Here is an 18,242-nt window from a genome sequence, read left to right on the forward strand (position 1 = left end):
ACTCCCATCGGCCCTGGCGGTAGCACCTTTTCTGAGGCGTCCGCCGAGAGAGGCGGAGCACGTCCGAAGGTTGCTGCGGCGTCGTCGAGCCAGATCTCTCGGCCGCTCGGGATGGTTTCGTCGCTCCAGGGTACGCGCGCAGCGCAGCACGATCAAAGGGATGTTCGGGGAGTGACACATGGAGACATCAGGCCTGGTGACCGTGCTGTCGCCCATCCGGCGACCTCGCAGATGTCCGTACATTCTTACGCCTCGTGACATGAACTTATCGATGAGATTTGACGAGTGTTCATCGACAGCGCGTAGTCTGGTGCTCGCCACACCATCCAGAGCGACTGAGAGATCTGGCTCGACGACGTCGCAGCAACCTCCCGAGCAGCCACGCCATCACGGCGCGGACCGGGGAACGGTGCTAACGCCAGAGACGATGGAGAATGCCCGATGATCTCACTGCGCCATGTGTCCACGACCTTCCCCGCCGCACGGGGCAAGGACCCCATCCATGCCGTCGACGACGTCAGCCTGGAGATCCCCCGCGGAAGCATCCAGGGCATCATCGGATTCTCCGGGGCCGGCAAGTCCACCCTGCTGCGCAACATCAACCTGCTCGAGCGCCCCACCTCCGGGGAGGTGCGCGTGGGCGGCACGGAGCTCACCGGGCTCGGAGGCGAGGCGCTGCGCCGCGCTCGCCACCAGATCGGCATGATCTTCCAGGGCTTCAACCTCGTGAACAACCTGACCGTTGCGCAGAACGTGGAGCTCTCCCTGAAGTTCGCGGGGGAGAGGGACCGCAGGGTGCGTCGTGAGCGCGCCGCGGAGGCGCTGGAGATCGTCGACATCACCGAGAAGGCGAAGGTCTACCCCGCACAGCTCTCCGGCGGGCAGAAGCAGCGCGTGGCCATCGCCCGCGCGCTGGCCACCCGCCCGGAGGTGCTGCTCTGCGACGAGCCCACCTCGGCCCTGGACCCCTTCACCACGGCCACCGTGCTGCAGTACCTCGCCGATGTGAACCGCGAGCTGGGCATCACCGTGGTCATCGTGACCCATGAGATGGAGGTCATCAAGGCCCTGGCCGACCACGTCGCCGTCATGGAGTCCGGCCGAGTGGTCGAGCAGTTCCACGCCGCCGAGCTGCGGCGTGAGGGCTTCGCCCCGCGGACCTCCATCGGTCGCTACCTGGTCAGCGACGGCATCTCCGTGGACCGTCGGGGCGGCGGCGTGCGCGCCGGCTCCGAGCCGTCTGCCGCTGACCAGGGCGCTGACCCGGGCGCCGATCAAGGCGCCGACCAGGGACCTGGCGCTGATCCGCCGGCGTCCGGGCGGGAACCCAGGACCGCCTCCGGGCTGGTCGCCGCGACAGCCTCGTCCGAAGGGGGTCCCCGCTGATGGAACGCCTCATCGAGCTCCAGCCCGAGCTGGTCCAGGCCATGCTCGAGACCTTCGTCATGATCGGCGTGGCCATCCCGCTGGCGGTGCTCTTCGGCACCCCGCTGGGGATCTGGCTCTTTCTCCACGCCCCCGGCGGCATCGCCCCGACGCCGCGCACCCACGCAGTGGTCAGCGGAATCGTCAACATGGTCCGGTCCTTCCCGTTCCTGATCCTGCTGATCGCGATCATCCCCTTCACGCGGCTGATCGTGGGCACCACCGTGGGCACCGCGGCGGCGATCGTCCCGCTGACCATCAACGCCATCCCGTACTTCGCCCGGCTGGTGGAGCAGAACATCACTCAGCTCGGCTCCGGGGCCGTGGAGGCCTCCCGTGCCATGGGAGCCACGCGCGGCCAGATCATCCGCAACGTGCTGCTGGTCGACGCCAAGCCGGCGATCATCGGCTCGATCACCATCACCACCGTCAGCTTCATCTCCTACTCGGCCATGGTCGGGCTGGTCGGCGGCGGAGGCATCGGCGACTTCGCCATCCGCTACGGCTACTACCGCTACGAGACCGCCGTGATGATGGTCGCCATCGTGCTGATGATCGCCCTGGTCACCTTCGTCCAGTTCAGCGGCACCCGCGTCGCGCGGCTGACCGACAAGCGCGCCTGACGGCGCCCCCACCCCATTCCTCCGCAGAACACCTGCACCTCTGAGATGAAAGACTCCACGATGCCCAGCACACTGACGACCTTCGGATCTCCCGGAGTGTCCGGATCGATCACCAGCTCCGGCTCCCTGGCCTCCTCCGGCCTCGCCCGCCGCAGCCTGCTGCTCAGCGGCCTCGCCGCCGTCGGGACCTTCGCCCTGACCTCCTGCGGACTCGCCGAGGCCGTCGGAGAGGATGACCGGACGATCAGCATGATCGTCACCGAGTCGGCACCCTTCCAGGACCCCACCGAGATCGTGAAGGACATCCTCGCCGAGGACGGCTGGACCCTGGAGACCACCTACGTCACCGACATCATCCAGCCCAACCAGGTCGTGGCCCAGGGTGAGTTCGACGCCAACTTCTTCCAGCACCTGGCCTATCTGCGCCAGTTCAACGAGGACAACGGCACCGACGTCGAGCCGGCCTTCTCCGTCTACTACGCGCCCAGCGGCATCTTCTCGCTGCAGCATGACAGCATCGAGGATCTGCCCGAGGGCGCCCAGGTCGCGCTGGCTGTGGACACCGCCAACAACGGCCGCGGGATCAAGCTGCTCGCCGACGCCGGCGCCATCGAGATCGACGAGTCCAAGGACGTCACCGAACTCTCCCAGCGGGACATCACGGCCAACCCGAAGGACTTCGAGTTCATCGAGGTGGACCAGCAGTCCACCTCCCAGACCCTGCCCGACGTCGACGCCGGCTTCGCCTTCGCCCGGCTGGTGGCCGAGGCTGGTCACGACGTCGACGAGACCGCGCTGATCCTGGAGCAGGACGAGGACGTCCGCATCCCCTTCACCTGTGTGGTCGCCGGGGCGCCCGGCTTCCAGGACACGGAGAAGGCCGCCGCCCTGCAGGAGGCCTTCCAGTCCGCGGAGGTCCAGCAGTGGTTCGACGAGTACCTCGAGGGCTCCCTGGACTTCACCGATGACTTCACCGTCGACTCCGTCGACGCCGTCTGGGAGGACTTCGCCGCATGAGCCACGACCCGACCTCCCGGACCCCCGCTCCCTCCCGACGGCGGGCCCGGTACGGTGCACTGGGCATCGCCGTGCTGGCCGCCGTCGGGAGCCTCACCTCCTGCGGACTGGCCGACGGCGGCGAGGAGGACCGGACCATCAGCATCATCGTCACCGAGTCGGCGCCCTTCCAGGAGCCCACCGAGATCGCCAAGGAGCTGCTGGCCGAGGACGGCTGGGAGCTGGAGACCACCTACGTCACCGACATCATTCAGCCCAACCAGGTGGTGGCCCAGGGGGAGTACGACGCCAACTTCTTCCAGAACTTCGCCTACCTGAACCAGTTCAACGCCGACCACGGACTGGACATCGAGCCGGTCTTCGCCGTCTACGAGGCCCCCGGCGGGCTGTTCTCCACCCAGCACGAGGAGCTGACCGACCTGCCGGATGGGGCCCAGATCGCCCTGCCGGTGGACACGGCCAACAACGGGCGCGGACTGAAGCTCCTCGCGGATGCGGGTCTGCTGGAGATCGACGAGTCGGTCGCCGTCACCGAACTCTCCCAGCGGGACATCCAGGACAACCCGCACGACTTCGAGTTCGTGGAGGTCGACCAGCAGTCCGTGGCGCAGAGCATCGAGGACGTCGACGCCGCCTTCGCCTTCCTGCGGCTGGCCTCCGAGATCGGCCTCGGGCCCGAGGACACCCTCGCGCTGGAAGACGAGGACGTGGCGCTGCCCTTCACCTGTGTGGTCGCCGCCGCCCCGGACTTCGCCGGCACGGAGGCCGCCGAGGCGCTCGAACGGGCCTACCAGTCCGAGGAGGTCCGCGACTGGTTCGCCGACTACCTCGACGGCGTGCTCGACCCCGCCTTCGACGTCGATGTCGATGAGGCCTGGGCGGAGCTGGCCGGATGAGTGACCGCCCCACCCGGACCCCCACGGGGGACGGGGACACCAGACTCTCCCGGCGCCGGCTGCTGAGCGGTTCACTGGGCATGGCCGCCCTGGCCGGCGTCGGGAGTCTCACCTCCGGCTGCGGGATCGCCGGCGCACTCGGGAACGACCGCACGCTGCGGCTGATCGTCACCGAGTCCGCGCCGTTCCAGGAGCCGACGAAGCTCGCCGAACAGATCCTGGAGCAGGACGGCTGGGACGTCTCGGTCACCTACGTCACCGACATCATCCAGCCCAACCATGCGGTGAGCAACGGCGAGTACGACGTCAACTTCTTCCAGAACATCAGCTACCTGCGGCAGTTCAACGAGGACAACGACCTCGACATCCAGCCGCTGTTCTTCATGTTCGAACAGCCCTCCGGGATCTACTCGGCCTTCCACGACACCCTCGAGGACATCCCTGCCGGAGCGCGCATCGCGCTGCCGGTGGACACCGCGACGAACGGCCGGGGCATCCGGCTGCTGGCCCGCGGGGGACTCATCGAGATCGACGAGTCCACACACGTCGCCGCCCTCTCGGTGCATGACATCACCGCCAACCCGCTGGACCTGGAGTTCGTGGAGGTGGACCAGCAGTCGGTCGGGCAGATCTACCCGGACGTGGACGCCGTCTTCGGCTTCGCCCGGCTGCTCGCCGAGGTGGACGTCATGCCCGAGGAGGTCCTCATCATGGAGTCCTCCGAGGAGGCGCTGCCCTTCGCCCTGGCGGTCTGCGCCCGCCCCGGCTTCGCCGAGGAGGAGCCTGAGAAGCACGAGGCGCTGACCAGCGCCTTCCACGACGAGGAGATCGCCGCCTGGTACGGCGACTACCTGGACGGGATCCTCACCCCCGCCTTCGACCGCGACATCCACTCCGCCTGGGAGGACGTGAACAGCCGATGAGCACCACCACCGACACCATCACCCACACCGGACCCGCGGCCCGTGAGGCCGCGCTGCCCGATCAGCTGCTGCAGACCATCGCCGCCGGCACGGTCCACCGCGAGCTGGAGCGCGAGCTGCCCTTCGAGCCCGTCCGACAGCTCGATGAGGCCCGCTTCGGGGCGCTGCGGGTCCCGCGAGAGTTCGGCGGGCCCGGTGGCACCGTGGAGGACCTGGTCCGGCAGGTGATCCGCCTGGCCGCGGCGGACTCCAACGTGGCACACCTCTACCGCGGACACTTCGGCTTCGTGGACTCTCTGCGCTTCCAGCCCGCCGAGATCCAGCAGGCCTGGTATCCACGCGTCCTGGCCGGCGGCACGGTGGGCAACGCCTCCACCGAGAAGGGCGGCAACGCCCTGGGGACGCTGAACACGGTGCTCACCCAGGACGACGACGGCCGCTGGCGCCTCGACGGGGAGAAGTTCTACTCCACCGGCACCATCTTCTCCGACTACACGCGGGTCTCCGCCTCCCGAGCCGGTCAGGAGGGCCGCCGGTTCGCCGTCGTCGCGACCGACGCGGAGGGTGTGGAGATCATCGATGACTGGGACGGCTTCGGGCAGAAGCTCACCGGCACCGGCACCACCCGGTTCCACGGGACCCCGGTCGAGGACGTCGCGGTGCTGGACCGGGTGCCCGGCTCCCACGAAGCGATCCATGAGGCCGCCTTCTTCCAGCTGTACCTGCTCGCCGTGCAGGTCGGCATCGCCCGTGCCGCCGTCGCCGACGCCGTCGCGCTGGTGGCCAAGCGGACCCGGACCTTCAACACTTCCGGTTCCGGGCAGCTGTTCCGCGAGGACCCGCTGATCCAGCAGATCATCGGCACGATGTCCGCCAAGGCCTTCGCCGCGGAGGCCACCGTGCTGGAGGTCGCCCGGATCCATGACCGCTCCCTGGAGGCGGGCTTCGCCGTGGGCACCCACGAGACAGGCTTCGAGGGCGAGCTGCCGCAGGCCGTCTACGCGGCCGAGATCGCCGTCGAGCAGGCCCAGGTCACCGTCCCGGAGATCGTCATCGGGGTGACCCAGGAGCTGTTCCAGACCGTCGGCGCTTCGGCCACCCTGCGCACCAAGGCGTTGGACCGGCACTGGCGCAACGCCCAGACCATCGCCACCCACAACCCCATCGTCTTCCGTGCCCGGTCCATCGGGGACTGGGAGATCAACGGGACCCTGCCCGAAGGGCTCAACGCGATCGGCGAGGCCACGGGGGCGCGACGATGAACACCATGATCTTCAACGCCTTCGACATGCTCGTCCCTGTCCACCAATCGCCGGGGCTGTGGCGCCACCCGGACTCGCGCATCACCGAGTTCGACACCCTGGAGTACTGGACCGAGCTCTCCCGCACGGTGGAGGACGCCGGCTTCTCCTGCCTGTTCCTGGCCGACGTGCCCGGGATCTATGACGTCTACGGCGACAGCGCCGAGGCCGCCGCCCGCGGGGGAGTGCAGTACCCGCTGCTGGACCCGCAGGTGATCGTCCCCGCACTCGCAGCGGCCACCACCCACCTGGGCTTCGGGGTCACAGCCTCGGTGACCTACGAGGCGCCGTACCTGCTGGCCCGGCGCTTCGCCACCCTCGATCACCTCACCGGCGGACGGATCGCCTGGAACATCGTCACCAGCTACCAGGACTCCGCGGCCCGGAACCTCGGGATGCAGGGGCAGATCCCGCATGACGAGCGCTACGACCGCGCCGACGAGTACATGGAGGTCATGTACAGGCTCTTCGAGCACTCGGTGGAGGACGACGCCGTCGTCGCCGACGCCGAGCGGGGAGTGTTCGTGGACCCGGAGAAGGTGCACCCGGTGGCGCACGAGGGCCGCTGGTTCTCGGTGCCCGGGGAGATGCTCACCCACCCGGGGCCGCAGCGCACCCCGCTGCTGTTCCAGGCCGGCTCCTCGTCCCGCGGCCAGCAGTTCGCGGTGGACCACGCCGAGGCGATCTTCGTCATCAGCTCCCGTCCGGAGAAGCTGGCCCAGCAGGTCACCGCCACGCGTGAGGCCCTCGCGGCGGCCGGTCGAGCCCCGGAGTCCGTGCAGTTCTTCGCCATGGTGACCATCGTGGTCGCCGAGACCGAGGACCAGGCCCAGGACCGGCTCCAGGAGTACCGCGAACACGTGGACACCGAGGCCGCGCTCACCCTCTTCGGCGGCTGGACCGGCGTCGACCTCTCCGGGCTTCAGGAGGACGACGTCATCGCCGACGTGCAGACCGAGGCCAACCAGTCCGCGCTGGCCATGTTCACCAAGGACCCCACCCAGCGGTGGACCGTCCGGGACGCCGCGGAGTTCATCTCCATCGGTGGCCGCGGGCCGCTGATCGTCGGGAATCCGACCCAGGTGGTCGACGAGCTCGAACGCTGGCAGCAGATCACCGGAGTGGACGGGTTCAACGTCTCCGCCGCAGTGCGACCGGCCGACTTCGAACGCTTCCGGGATCTGGTCACCCCTGAGCTGCACCGTCGCGGGCTGCTGGCCGAACGGCCGCACGAGCCGGTGACGCTGCGCGAGCAGCTCGGCGGGGCCGGGCCTCACCTGGCCGAGGACCACCCGGCGCGCCGGGCTGAGATCCCGGCTGCGACCCCGGCCGGAGAGGCGCTCGCCCGCTGAGCCGAGCACCACAGAGACTCTCCCGACGTCGGCCCCGTGGTTTCACTGGGCATGGCCGCGTGGCCGGCGTCGGGAGCCTTCACCACGGCTGGATGCGGGCCGAGCGCTCAGAGCTCCTGCCAGATCAACAGGGCCAGATCGCCGGTGTCCGGGTCGATCTCCTGGAATCCGTGCCGGCGGTAGAAGCGGCGGGCGTCCACATCAGGCGCGTCCACCGGAACCTCCACCAGGTCGGCTCCACCGGCCCGGGCGTCGTCCAGGACCGCCTGGATCAGCAGGCTTCCGAGCCCTGAGGAACGATGCGCGGGGGCCACATAGAGCTCATCGAGCAGATCCACCGGGCCGTCGCACCATACGTTCGGACGCCGAGTGACCAGTGCGAGGCCCGCCTGGCGTCCGGAGGCCTGCTCCGCCACCAGCCAGGCGCGGGTCTGCTCCGTGGCGAGCAGCCGCCGCAGCCGGTGGGCCAGCACCGCCGGCCCGGGAGTGGGGGAGCCGAACTCGGTGTTGAAGTCGTCGAGCAGACGGGCGAGGACGTCGGCGTCCTCCGGTCCTGCCCGCCGCACCTGGGCGCCGTCGTCGTTCATCCCCGGACCTCCCCTCAGCGCCTCACTTCGAGGCGCGGTGCAGGATCTGCTCGATGATGGCGTCGTGGACCATGCGCGGCTGTCCGTAGGCAGGGTAGCGGAACTGCATGAGGTTCGCGTACGGGTTGACGTCCAGGACCACCGCGCCCTCGCCCGACTCCAGGTCAGGGACCAGGAGGTCGACGGCGGCGGCGCTCAGCCCGGGGATTGACCAGAGCCCGTCCACGGCGAGCTCGCGCAGCGTCTCGGGCAGCTCATCAGTCACGTCCACTGCCAGGCCGCCTCCACGAGAGGTGTCGGCGATCTCGGTGAGCCGCTGGATTCGCCCGGACTCCAGCACGGCGTCCCTGGTCAGGCCCATCGGTTCGAGGAACTCGTCGGTGACCTTCGGCTGCCGGGGGCGCAGGTAGGCGTTGTCCCCGCGTCGGCTGATCTCCGCCTCTGCCAGCTCGCCCACCGTGGAGACGCCGTCGCCGACCACATGGAACGGCACCCGTACGATCGCTCCGGCCACCTTCTCTCCCACCACGTAGACACGGACGTCCAGTCCCGGGTGGTGCTCCTCGACGATCATCTGATACTTCGAGTCCGCGGTGGCCGAGCGTGAGGCCATCGCCCGCTGCCAAGCCTGGCGCAGCTCCGGCTCGGTGCGCACGGCGGTGCTGATGCCCTTGCCGGCACGCCCGGCGGAGGGCTTCACCGCCACCGGGCCGCCCAGGGCCTTCATGTACTTCACCGCGCGGGAGAACTCGGTCGGGCTGATCGCCCGACCCTGCGGTGTGGGCACCTCCGAGGCCATCAGGTACTTCTTGGTCATCTGCTTCGACCGGGAGACGCGCCGCGCCTGGTGGCTGACCAGGGAAGTGATGATGGAGTCCATCCCACCGATGACCACGCCGGAGAGGAACAGCAGGCGGTTCGAGTCGCTGATCGTCTTGACGGTGATCTTCCTGCGCTTGGCGGCCGCGGCCAGCAGCTGGTCATGCTGGGAGGTGCTGCTCCAGGTGCGCAGCTGATCCGCTCGGGGCTCCACCTGCTCGGCGATGAAGCGTTCGACGACGTCGGCGGAGCCGGAGAGCACTGGTGCGGGCCGCTCCGGGCGGCGTGCGGCGGCCTCGGGCACCGCGTGCTCGGAGGCAGCGCTGACCGCAGGGGAGGAGGAGTCAGAGGACATGGCTCTCAGGATATCCTCACCGCGAGGCGGTCAGCAGGATCTGCTCAGCGATCGCCCCGGCCACGTTCCGGGGGCGTCCGTAGGCGGGGAAATGATGCGGGGTGAGGCTCGCGCCGACGGTGGCCTCCAGCACCACGGCGCCCTCGGCGGTACCCAGGTCCGGCACCAGCAGGTCGATGCCCGCCGCGTGCAGCCCCGGGATCGACCACAGGGCGTCGACGGCGAGGTCGGCGATCTCCTCGCTGAGCTGATCGGTGACATCCACCGGGATCCCCCCGGCGCGGAGGTTCGCCGCCTGGTTCAGGATCACCAGCTGGCCCTCCTCCAGGATGGTGGAGAGCGAGAGGCCCATCGGGTGCAGGTCCTCCTCCCGGACTTCCGGGATGTTCTCGGCCAGGCTGCGGTGGCGCTGGCGTCGGGAGAAGGTGCGTTCCAGCAGGGTGCGCAGCTCGGAGGACCCGTCGCCGACCACGTGCAGTGGGACCCGCACGATCGCGGAGACCAGCGTGTTCCCGACGACGAACGCCCGCAGGTCCAGGCCGTCGTGGAACTGTTCCACGAGCAGCTTCCTGCTGGGCGCATCCTGGGTCAGCCGGGCCTCCAGGGCCAGCGGCCAGGCGCGCTGCAGATCCTCGGCATTGCTCAGGTGCGTGCTGATCCCGTGCCCGGATCGTCCGGTCACCGGCTTGAGCACCCCCAGCCCGGGCAGCGATCCCAGGTACTTGGCGGCCTCGGTGATCTCGTCCTCCCTGAACGTGCGCCCGGAAGGCACAGGAAGTTCCTGGAGCTCGAGGTGGCGTCGGGTCAGCGCCTTGCTGCGGGAGATCCGCCGCGCGTTCGCGCTGACCAGCGTGGTCATCGTGTGGTCCATGCCTCCCACGACGACTCCTCCGAAGAGGAGCACCGAGTTCTTCGCGCCGACCTCGCGGATGCTGATGCTGCGCCGCGTCAGCTCATGCCGCAGCAGCGCCAGATGCCCGGGGACCTGGGAGACCTCGCGCAGCTCCTCGGCGCGCGGCTCCACCTGGTGGGCGATGAACCGCTCCAGAGCGGTGGGGTCCTCACCGAGCACGACGCCGGCCGGCCCGGCATCGGCGTCGGAGGTGACGTCGGAGGTCGACTGCGAGGCGTTCCCGTGGCTGGCCATGCGCACCAGGATATCCCCCGGCCGGGCCCATGCATGGCGTCGGAATGTGAAGCGTCCTCCCCGCGCTCCCGGCCTGGACGGTAGAGTGCGAGCCGTACCATCCAGAGCGGCTGAGAGACCTGGCTCTACGACGCCGCAGCAACCCGACCGTCACGGTGACACAGGCGGTCCGGGCCCGGCCCCAGCTCGCGGCATCGCCGTCGGGCGTCCCACGGGGCGGGCTCCGGAGCGCCGGGGTGCTCATGCCAGGACCGATGGAGGACTCCTCTCCTGCGCGCATCCGACGTGCAGGGTGCACTGTCTCGAGTGCTGCATCGGCGAGCCACGAGGAGGAACGCATGACCGACCACCACATCCAGCCGCCGACGACGCCCGCCGGGCGACGCGAGATCCTGTTCAACGCCTTCGACATGAACTGCGTGGTGCACCAGTCTCCCGGGCTGTGGCGCCACCCGGAGGACCGCGCTCGGGAGTACAACACGCTCAGGTATTGGACCGACGTCGCCCAGATCCTCGAGAAGGGCCTCTTCGACGGCCTGTTCATCGCTGACGTGCTGGGCCCGTATGACGTCTTCGCCGCAGACCCCGACGCCGCCCTCCATTCCGGGGCCCAGGTTCCGGTGAACGACCCGTTCCTGCTGGTCTCCGCGATGGCCGCCGTCACCGAGAACCTCGGCTTCGGGCTCACCGCCGGCACCGCCTACGAGCACCCGTACCCGTTCGCCCGCCGACTGGGCACCTTGGACCACCTCACCGGGGGCCGTGTCGGGTGGAACGTGGTCACCGGTTACCTGCCCTCGGCGGCGCAGAACATGGGCCAGGACGATCAGCTGGAGCACGACGCCCGCTACGACCACGCCGACGAGTACATGGACGTGGTCTACAAGCTGCTGGAGGGCTCCTGGGAGGACGACGCCGTCGTCGCGGACAAGTCCACCGGCGTGTTCACCGATGCCTCCAAAGTGCATCGGATCGAGCATGAGGGCCAGCATTTCAAGACTCCGGGCATCTCCGTGGTGGAGCCTTCTCCTCAGCGGATGCCGGTGGTCTACCAGGCTGGGGCCTCCACCCGTGGACGCGCCTTCGCCGGCAAGCACGCTGAGGCCGTGTTCATCAATTCGCCGACCAAGGAGCTGACCCGCCAGTCGGTGCAGCGGATCCGGCAGAGCGTGGTCGACGCCGGCCGGGACCCCTACAGCGTGCGCATCTTCGCCATGCAGACAGTGGTCACCGGAGCCGACGACGCCGCTGCGCAGGCCAAGTATGAGGAGCTCACCCGGTACATCGATCCGATCGGCGGCCTGGTGCTGATGTCGGGGTGGATGGGTCTGGACCTGAGCCGGTTCGACCTCGACCAGCCGATCGGGGATGTGGAGTCCAATGCGATCCAGTCCACGGTGGAGACCTTCCAGAAGGCCTCCGGTCGGGAGGGCGAGCCGTGGACCGTGCGGCAGCTGGCCGAGTGGGTCGGCGTCGGAGGGTTCGGCCCGGTGATCGTCGGCGGTGGCGAGTCTGCGGCCCGGCAGCTGGCCGAGTGGCAGGACGAGACCGACATCGACGGGTTCAACCTGGCGTACCACATCACCCCGGGGACCTTCGAGGACATCGTGGAGTTCGTGGTCCCGGAGCTGCAGAAGCTGGGTCGGTACAAGACCGAGTACGCCCCGGGAACCCTGCGGAACAAGCTCTTCGGCGCTGGGGATCACCTGCCGGAGCGCCACCACGGCGCACAGTTCCAGTTGCGCCGTCGCCACACCGCGCAGGTCTGAGGCTCCGCCTCCCCACGCCGGAGTCAACGCGTCGGGCGGGGGAGGCGGGTCGGAGAGGCCCGGCCTCGGTCAGCCGCCCTCGCGGGTGCCGGGGCTGCCACCCTCCTGCGCCCAGTCGCTGCCGTCCTTCTCGGTGCTCAGCCCGGGGTCGCTGTCGACGTCGCCATGGCTGGTGGGGACGGTCTCCGGGGCGTGGAACTCCTCGTCGAAGATCTCCGTCGCCTCGGCGGTGCCCTGTTTGACGGCCTCGGCGGCCGCGGTGGCGGCGCGCTTGGCCGTCTCGGCGACATCCTGGGCCACCTTGCTGGCAGTGTCCGTCGCCGAGGCGACGCTGTCCTGGATCTTCTCCTGCAGGTCGGGGTCGTTCCAGGCCTCCGAGGCGGACCTGCGCGCCTTCTCGAAGCCTTCCCTGCCGGTCTTCGTGCCGATCACATAGCCCACGGCCATGCCGACACCCAGTGAGAGCAGTCCCATCGTCAACTCCTTCGCTCCGTCATGACCTTGGTCGGTGCGGGGAGGAGATGCCGGTCTCGGCGTCGTGCGTGTCGTGCGTGCCGATCCGGCGGCCCTCCGGCCCCGCCGGTCCTTCGAAACTACTGGCGAGGGCGGGGTCGTGTCACCAGGTCACGACCCGGATCCGACCCGGATTCGACCCTGACACCACCCTGATCAGCCTGCGCCTAACGCTCCGCGATCCCCGGTGCGATCCCCGGTGCGATCCACGGTGGGGTCCACGGTGCCGTTCGGGCCCGTGCGCCTCAGAAGCTGCCGACGGCGAGCACCACCGGGATGAGTGCGGCGGTCACCAGCACGGGGATCACCAGGGAGACCACCCCGACGTCCTTATAGGACTCTCGGTGGGTCATCCCGCAGACGATGATCAGCGTGATCACCGCGCCGTTGTGCGGCATCGAGTCCAGCCCGCCGGAGGCCATGGCGGTGATCCGGTGCATAGCCTCCAGGCTGATCCCCTGGTCCACCGCGAGGTCGCGCAGCTCCTCACCCAGCGCGTTGAGCGCGATCGTCATCCCGCCGGAGGCCGAGCCGGTCACCCCGGAGATGGTTGAGGTCGACAGCGCCGAGGCCACCAGGGCATTCTCGCTGACGCCGAAGATGCCGTCGCGGATCACCATGAAGGCTGCCAGGGAGGCGACGACGGCGCCGTACCCGACCTCGGAGGCGGTGTTGAAGATCGGCAGCAGTGCGTTGCGCGCCCCGTCGGTGATCCCACGTAGGATCCAGCGCAGATGACGGACGTTCATCAGCAGGATCACCACGATCGCACCGGCCAGCGCACACAGCACCGCCCAGGCCCCGGTCCGGTCATCCAGCCCGATCCCTCCGTACTTGTCCTCCTGCAGGTGCCCCCAGTCCATCGCAGGGAACAGCAGCATCGTGCAGCCGAAGTTGAGGGCGAAGACCAGCAGCACCGGGATGAAGGGGAAGACATGGTTCGGCGGGGTGAGCATGCCGGGCGTGCCCGTCGGGGCCGGAGAGGTGCTGTCGGTCGTGTGGGCAACCGCGGCACCCGGCCCGTGCGAAGTCCTCGTCTGCCCGGCGGAGGAGCCCGGGGACGATCCATCACCCACCGACATCTCCGCGGCGCCCGCACCCATGTCCGCACCTGCGCCGTTGCGCAGCTCCAGGGCGGTGGGATCGGTGAAGTGCTCGCCGCGTGCCGCGAGCTGCCGTTTCCGATGCTCCAGCCATAGCATGCCCAGGATGAAGATGACCGTCCCTCCCAGAATGCCCACCCCCGGCGCGGCGAAGGTGTTCGTCTGGAACGCCTGCCCGGGGATGATGTTCTGCACCTGCGGAGAACCCGGCAGCGCCGTCATGGTGAAGGTGAGCATGCCATGGGCGATGGCGCCGGGGATCAGCCGCCGCGGAATGTCCGCGGCGCGGAACAGCTCCCTGGCCAGCGGGAACATCACGAAGACCACCACGAAGACGCTGATTCCGCCGTAGGTCAGCAGGGCGGTGGTCAGCACGGTGGCCAGCAGCGCCCGGTTCGGGCCCAGCCATCGGGTGACGACCCGAGCGATGTCGGTGGCATATCCCGCCATCGTCATGAGCTTCCCGAAGATCGCTCCGGTGAGGAACATCGGGAAGTACTGACCGATGAAGTTCGCCAGCGCCGGCATGAAGATCTCGGTGTAGTTGGCCAGGATCGGCGCACCGGAGAACACCATCGCCACCAGTGCGGAGATCGGGGCAGCCACCACGATCGTCACTCCGCGATAGGCCAGGGTGATCAGCAGCACCAGCGAGACGAGGATGCCGACGAGTCCGAGGGTCACAGGTTCTCCCGAGGGTCAGGGTCCGGGCACGTTCTCGCCCCGCCAGGCAGGGTCGGGAACGCGCGCCGGACGGGTCAATGGGTGGGGAAGCCCAGGCTGATCTGCGACTCGCTGGGCTCGGGCCAGCGGCTGCTGACCACCTTGCGGCGGGTGTAGAAGTTGAACGCCTCCGGGCCGTACATGTGGGTGTCGCCGAACAGCGAGTCCTTCCAGCCGCCGAAGCTGAAGGCGCCCACCGGCACCGGGATCGGCACATTGACCCCGACCATGCCGACCTCGATGTCGAACTCGAACTCACGGGCGGTCTTGCCGTCGCGGGTGAACACCGCAGTGCCGTTGGCGTATCGGCTGGCGTTGATCAGGTCGACGGCGGCGTCGTAGCTGTCCACGCGCACCACGGAGAGCACCGGGCCGAAGATCTCGTCGTCGTAGACCTTCATGCCGGGAGTGACGTGGTCGATCAGCGAGGCGCCGATGAAGTACCCCTCGCCGTCGAACGTCTGCTCCCGGCCGTCGAGCACCACGGTGGCGCCCTCTGCGGCGGCGCCGGCCACATAGCCGGTGACCCGTTCCAGGGCTTCAGGCGTGATCAGCGGGCCCATCTCGGAGGCCGGGTCGGCCCCGTCGCCGATGCTCAGCCTCTGGGCCCGGGAGCGGATGCGTTCGACCAGGCCGTCGGCGACGTCCCCGACGGCGACCACCACCGAGATCGCCATGCAGCGTTCCCCGGCGGAGCCGTAAGCCGCAGAGACCGCGGCGTCGGCGGCGGAGTCCAGGTCGGCGTCGGGCATGACCACCATGTGGTTCTTCGCTCCGCCGAGCGCCTGGACCCGTTTCCCATGGGCCGCACTGGTGGCGTAGATGTGCTTGGCGATCGGCGTGGAGCCCACGAAGGACACCGCCGAGACCTCCGGGTGGACCAAGAGCTCGTCCACGGCCTCCTTATCCCCGTGGACCACGTTGAGGATGCCGTCGGGCAGCCCGGCGTCGCGGAAGGCCTGCGCGATCAGCAGCGAGGCCGAGGGGTCGCGCTCGGAGGGCTTGAGGATCACCGCGTTGCCGGCGGCGATGGCGGTGGTGACCATCCAGAGCGGGACCATCACCGGGAAGTTGAAGGGAGTGATGCAGGCGACGACCCCCAGCGGCTGGCGCACCTGGTGGACGTCCACGCCGGTGGAGACCTGCTCCGCGTACTCGCCCTTGAGGTGATGCATCAGCCCGGTGCAGAAGTCCACGTTCTCGAGTCCGCGGGTGATCTCGCCGTCGGCGTCGGAGAGCACCTTGCCGTGCTCGGCGGTGATCGTGGCCGCCAGCTCGGCGCGCCGCTCGTCGAGGATCTGCCGGGCGCGGAACATGATCTGGGTCCGTCGGGCCAGACCGGTCCGCCGCCAGGCCTTCTGCGCCTCGGTGGCGACGACGACGGCGGCGCGGACCTGCTCGGCGTCGGCCAGTGCGAGGCGCCCCGTCTCCCGCCCGGTGGCCGGGTTGCGGACCGGGGAGTGACGCTCGGCTGCGGTGATGATCTCGCCGCCGATGTGATGCCCGATGACGGGCAGCTCGTCGTCGACGCCGCGGGCGGCTCCGGTGGGGGAGCCTGCGGGGGTGGAAGATGTCATGGCGATCAGACCTTTCCGGTCTTGGCCGTGGGTGCGGCCTGGGCTGTGCGGGGTGATGTGCGGGATCGTGCGCTGGGTGATGTGCTGGACGGCGTCGCGGAGGTGCCGGTGCCGTCCCAGCCGGGGGCGCCGCCGTCGGGGGAGGAGTACTTCACGATCAGCGAGCAGTCCTTGTCCGCGAAGCCTTCGTCGATGAGTTGCTCGAACCTCTGCCGGGCCAGCTGGGCGGCCTGCAGCTTCACTCCGGTCCTCTCCCCGGCGTCGAGGGCCAGGCTGACGTCCTTGAGCGCCAGATCGGCGCGGAAGGTGGCGTCATAGTTCCGGTTGGCGGCCGAGGACTCCACGATCCCGGGCATCGGGTACCAGGTCTGCTGCGCCCAGGAGCGCCCGGAGGAGACCGAGGCGATCTCCCAGAAGACCTTCGGGTCCAGGCCGAGCTGCTCGGCCAGCTGGGACCCTTCCGAGGCGGCCATCAGATCGATGAACAGCATCATGTTGTTGCAGATCTTCGCGGCGATGCCGGCGGTGGCCGCCCCGGCGGCGATGATCGTGCCGGCCATCGGCTGGATGCGGCCGGTGGCCTCCCGCACGGCCTCGTCCTCGCCGCCGACCATGAAGGCCAGGGTCGCGGCGGTCGCTCCGGAGATGCCGCCGGAGACCGGGGCGTCCACGAAGCGGAATCCGTGCTGCGCGGAGAGGTCATGGCAGTGCTGGGAGGTCTCGACGTCCACGGTGGAGGAGTCCACCAGCAGCGTGCGGGTCTCAGCAGTGGCCCAGATGCCGTCCTCCGCGCCGAAGACCGCGCGGACGTGCTCGCCGCGGGGGAGCATGGTGAACACGACGTCGGCGCCGGCGACGACCTCGGCGATGCTGCCCACGGTCTCCACGCCGTGCGCGGCGGCCTCGGAGACCGCCTCGGGGTCCAGGTCGAAGCCCCGGACCGTGTGGCCGGCGGCCACCAGGTTCGTCGTCATCGGCCCGCCCATGTTTCCCAGTCCGATCCATCCGTATACGGCCATGTGTTCCTCCTCGAGTGGCGGGCACCCCGCAGGGTGGGCATGTGTCGTGGATCACACTAAGAGCGTGGAGTCTCGACTACAATGCACGAGGGGGCGGCAAGATTGCACGACCGATGTGCGTTGGTGCACACTCGGGCCATGCGTGACCAGCAGGCCGCGGAGCCGCCGCACCAGCACCTCGAGCCCCTGATGACCTTCCTGCATGTGGCCCGGCTGGGCCGCTACACCGCCGCCGCCGACGTGCTGCGGGTCAACCACTCCACGGTCTCCCGGCGCATCGCCGCGCTGGAGCGCTCGCTGGGCGGCCGTGTGCTGGCGCGCACCCCCTCCGGCTGGGAGGTCACTGCCCTGGGGCAGCGGGTCCTGGCCGCGGCTGAGCGGGTGGAGGACGCCCTGGCCTCGCTGTCCGGCGACGGGGAGCAGGCCGGTCGGATCTCCGGAGTGGTCCGCCTCGGCTCCCCGGATGCCTTCGCCGTCCACGTGGCGACCCCGGCGCTGGCGGCGCTGCAGCGGGCCAGCCCGAACCTCGCCGTCGAGCTCATCAGCGCCACCCAACGGGCCCGGCAGACCCGCTCGGGACTGGACCTGGAGATCGTGGTCGGTCGGCCGCAGGTCCACCGGGCCCAGGCGGAGCTGGTGATGGACTACGCCCTGGGGCTCTATGCCACCGAGGACTACCTGCAGCGGCACGGCCGGCCGCGCAGCATCGCGGAGCTGGCCGGACATCGGCTCAACTACTATGTCGAGGCCGTGCTGACCATCGACGACCTCGACCGGGCCACCGAGGCGCTGCCGGCCATGCGCCGAGGCATCGCCTCCACCAATGTGCTCTCCCACGTCACCGCCACCACTGCGGGGGCCGGCGTCGGGCTGCTGCCGAACTATGTGGCCGACCATGAGCCTCGGCTGCGCAGGCTGCTCGCTGAGGAGTACGCCCACGACCTGTCGTACTGGGCGGTCGGTCGCCAGGAGGCGCTGCGCAACCCTGCGGTGCAGGCCGTCTATGCCGCGCTGCGCCAACGCGGTCAGCGCATGGAGGACGAGCTGAGCCGCTGACCCCGCCGAATGACAACGTGTAAGGCGCAGGGGTGGT

General features: G+C 69.4%; 16 protein-coding genes and 2 riboswitches. Of the genes, 9 read left to right on the top strand and 7 right to left on the bottom strand.

Going from position 1 to position 18,242, the window contains the following annotated elements; genetic code table 11:
* Position 1: 1 nt before the first annotated feature.
* A riboswitch (SAM riboswitch) is annotated at positions 2-118 on the bottom strand.
* A gap of 201 nt (positions 119-319) precedes the next feature.
* A riboswitch (SAM riboswitch) is annotated at positions 320-434 on the top strand.
* A 7-nt stretch (positions 435-441) separates the two neighbouring features.
* The 7 genes from HNR09_RS09210 to HNR09_RS09240 are packed head-to-tail and all read left to right on the top strand — an operon-like array spanning position 442 to position 7,537.
* Positions 442-1,386: a methionine ABC transporter ATP-binding protein gene (locus HNR09_RS09210; RefSeq protein ID WP_179541761.1), complete on the top strand. Its 945-nt coding sequence runs from the start codon at positions 442-444 to the stop codon at positions 1,384-1,386.
* A complete protein-coding gene (locus tag HNR09_RS09215; protein WP_179541762.1) occupies positions 1,386-2,048 on the top strand; it encodes a methionine ABC transporter permease in 663 nt (220 codons plus the stop codon). The genes HNR09_RS09210 and HNR09_RS09215 overlap by 1 nt, the downstream gene beginning before the upstream one ends.
* A gap of 60 nt (positions 2,049-2,108) precedes the next feature.
* Complete coding sequence (locus HNR09_RS09220; protein WP_218881910.1) at positions 2,109-3,065, top strand: MetQ/NlpA family ABC transporter substrate-binding protein; 957 nt, start codon at positions 2,109-2,111, stop codon at positions 3,063-3,065.
* On the top strand, positions 3,062-3,961 hold the full coding sequence (locus tag HNR09_RS09225) for a MetQ/NlpA family ABC transporter substrate-binding protein (RefSeq protein ID WP_179541763.1): 900 nt from the start codon (positions 3,062-3,064) through the stop codon (positions 3,959-3,961). Before HNR09_RS09220 ends, HNR09_RS09225 begins: the two co-directional genes overlap by 4 nt.
* Entirely contained in the window at positions 3,958-4,884 is a 927-nt protein-coding gene (locus tag HNR09_RS09230) for a MetQ/NlpA family ABC transporter substrate-binding protein (RefSeq protein WP_179541764.1), read from the top strand. Before HNR09_RS09225 ends, HNR09_RS09230 begins: the two co-directional genes overlap by 4 nt.
* Positions 4,881-6,146: an acyl-CoA dehydrogenase family protein gene (locus tag HNR09_RS09235; protein ID WP_179541765.1), complete on the top strand. Its 1,266-nt coding sequence runs from the start codon at positions 4,881-4,883 to the stop codon at positions 6,144-6,146. The genes HNR09_RS09230 and HNR09_RS09235 overlap by 4 nt, the downstream gene beginning before the upstream one ends.
* Positions 6,143-7,537, top strand: a complete 1,395-nt coding sequence (locus HNR09_RS09240; protein ID WP_179541766.1) for an LLM class flavin-dependent oxidoreductase — start codon at positions 6,143-6,145, stop codon at positions 7,535-7,537. The genes HNR09_RS09235 and HNR09_RS09240 overlap by 4 nt, the downstream gene beginning before the upstream one ends.
* Before the next feature lie 107 nt (positions 7,538-7,644).
* Here the strand turns inward: HNR09_RS09240 and HNR09_RS09245 are convergent, their stop codons facing one another.
* The 3 genes from HNR09_RS09245 to HNR09_RS09255 are packed head-to-tail and all read right to left on the bottom strand — an operon-like array spanning position 7,645 to position 10,445.
* On the bottom strand, positions 7,645-8,124 hold the full coding sequence (locus HNR09_RS09245; protein ID WP_179541767.1) for a GNAT family N-acetyltransferase: 480 nt from the start codon (positions 8,122-8,124) through the stop codon (positions 7,645-7,647).
* 22 nt (positions 8,125-8,146) lie between these two features.
* Positions 8,147-9,298 (bottom strand): ATP-binding protein, encoded by a 1,152-nt coding sequence (locus tag HNR09_RS09250; RefSeq protein ID WP_179541768.1) that lies wholly within the window; start codon positions 9,296-9,298, stop codon positions 8,147-8,149.
* Positions 9,299-9,314: 16 nt separating this feature from the next.
* Positions 9,315-10,445, bottom strand: coding sequence for a hypothetical protein (locus HNR09_RS09255; RefSeq protein ID WP_179541769.1), 1,131 nt, complete (start codon positions 10,443-10,445; stop codon positions 9,315-9,317).
* 338 nt (positions 10,446-10,783) lie between these two features.
* Between HNR09_RS09255 and HNR09_RS09260 the strand changes: the two genes are divergently transcribed.
* Positions 10,784-12,214: an LLM class flavin-dependent oxidoreductase gene (locus HNR09_RS09260; protein ID WP_179541770.1), complete on the top strand. Its 1,431-nt coding sequence runs from the start codon at positions 10,784-10,786 to the stop codon at positions 12,212-12,214.
* Between the two features lie 69 nt (positions 12,215-12,283).
* Here the strand turns inward: HNR09_RS09260 and HNR09_RS09265 are convergent, their stop codons facing one another.
* From HNR09_RS09265 to mmsB, 4 genes are all read right to left on the bottom strand, one after another.
* On the bottom strand, positions 12,284-12,688 hold the full coding sequence (locus tag HNR09_RS09265; RefSeq protein WP_179541771.1) for a YtxH domain-containing protein: 405 nt from the start codon (positions 12,686-12,688) through the stop codon (positions 12,284-12,286).
* Positions 12,689-12,972: 284 nt separating this feature from the next.
* Entirely contained in the window at positions 12,973-14,514 is a 1,542-nt protein-coding gene (locus tag HNR09_RS09270; RefSeq protein WP_179541772.1) for a GntP family permease, read from the bottom strand.
* Positions 14,515-14,588: 74 nt separating this feature from the next.
* Positions 14,589-16,130 (bottom strand): CoA-acylating methylmalonate-semialdehyde dehydrogenase, encoded by a 1,542-nt coding sequence (locus tag HNR09_RS09275; RefSeq protein WP_281366345.1) that lies wholly within the window; start codon positions 16,128-16,130, stop codon positions 14,589-14,591.
* A 5-nt stretch (positions 16,131-16,135) separates the two neighbouring features.
* On the bottom strand, positions 16,136-17,149 hold the full coding sequence (gene mmsB, locus HNR09_RS09280) for a 3-hydroxyisobutyrate dehydrogenase (RefSeq protein ID WP_179541773.1): 1,014 nt from the start codon (positions 17,147-17,149) through the stop codon (positions 16,136-16,138).
* Between the two features lie 138 nt (positions 17,150-17,287).
* Between mmsB and HNR09_RS09285 the strand changes: the two genes are divergently transcribed.
* On the top strand, positions 17,288-18,205 hold the full coding sequence (locus HNR09_RS09285; protein WP_246348774.1) for a LysR family transcriptional regulator: 918 nt from the start codon (positions 17,288-17,290) through the stop codon (positions 18,203-18,205).
* Positions 18,206-18,242 lie beyond the last annotated feature (37 nt).

The organism is Nesterenkonia xinjiangensis, assembly GCF_013410745.1.
Taxonomy (GTDB): domain Bacteria; phylum Actinomycetota; class Actinomycetes; order Actinomycetales; family Micrococcaceae; genus Nesterenkonia; species Nesterenkonia xinjiangensis.

Bases quoted from the DNA above. Each gene is read 5' to 3' on its own strand.
- HNR09_RS09210 (WP_179541761.1), top strand. From the start codon at position 442: ATGATCTCACTGCGCCATGTGTCCACGACCTTCCCCGCCGCACGGGGC.
- HNR09_RS09215 (WP_179541762.1), top strand. From the start codon at position 1,386: ATGGAACGCCTCATCGAGCTCCAGCCCGAGCTGGTCCAGGCCATGCTC.
- HNR09_RS09220 (WP_218881910.1), top strand. From the start codon at position 2,109: ATGCCCAGCACACTGACGACCTTCGGATCTCCCGGAGTGTCCGGATCG.
- HNR09_RS09225 (WP_179541763.1), top strand. From the start codon at position 3,062: ATGAGCCACGACCCGACCTCCCGGACCCCCGCTCCCTCCCGACGGCGG.
- HNR09_RS09230 (WP_179541764.1), top strand. From the start codon at position 3,958: ATGAGTGACCGCCCCACCCGGACCCCCACGGGGGACGGGGACACCAGA.
- HNR09_RS09235 (WP_179541765.1), top strand. From the start codon at position 4,881: ATGAGCACCACCACCGACACCATCACCCACACCGGACCCGCGGCCCGT.
- HNR09_RS09240 (WP_179541766.1), top strand. From the start codon at position 6,143: ATGAACACCATGATCTTCAACGCCTTCGACATGCTCGTCCCTGTCCAC.
- HNR09_RS09245 (WP_179541767.1), bottom strand. From the start codon at position 8,124: ATGAACGACGACGGCGCCCAGGTGCGGCGGGCAGGACCGGAGGACGCC.
- HNR09_RS09250 (WP_179541768.1), bottom strand. From the start codon at position 9,298: ATGTCCTCTGACTCCTCCTCCCCTGCGGTCAGCGCTGCCTCCGAGCAC.
- HNR09_RS09255 (WP_179541769.1), bottom strand. From the start codon at position 10,445: ATGGCCAGCCACGGGAACGCCTCGCAGTCGACCTCCGACGTCACCTCC.
- HNR09_RS09260 (WP_179541770.1), top strand. From the start codon at position 10,784: ATGACCGACCACCACATCCAGCCGCCGACGACGCCCGCCGGGCGACGC.
- HNR09_RS09265 (WP_179541771.1), bottom strand. From the start codon at position 12,688: ATGGGACTGCTCTCACTGGGTGTCGGCATGGCCGTGGGCTATGTGATC.
- HNR09_RS09275 (WP_281366345.1), bottom strand. From the start codon at position 16,130: ATGACATCTTCCACCCCCGCAGGCTCCCCCACCGGAGCCGCCCGCGGC.
- mmsB (WP_179541773.1), bottom strand. From the start codon at position 17,149: ATGGCCGTATACGGATGGATCGGACTGGGAAACATGGGCGGGCCGATG.
- HNR09_RS09285 (WP_246348774.1), top strand. From the start codon at position 17,288: ATGCGTGACCAGCAGGCCGCGGAGCCGCCGCACCAGCACCTCGAGCCC.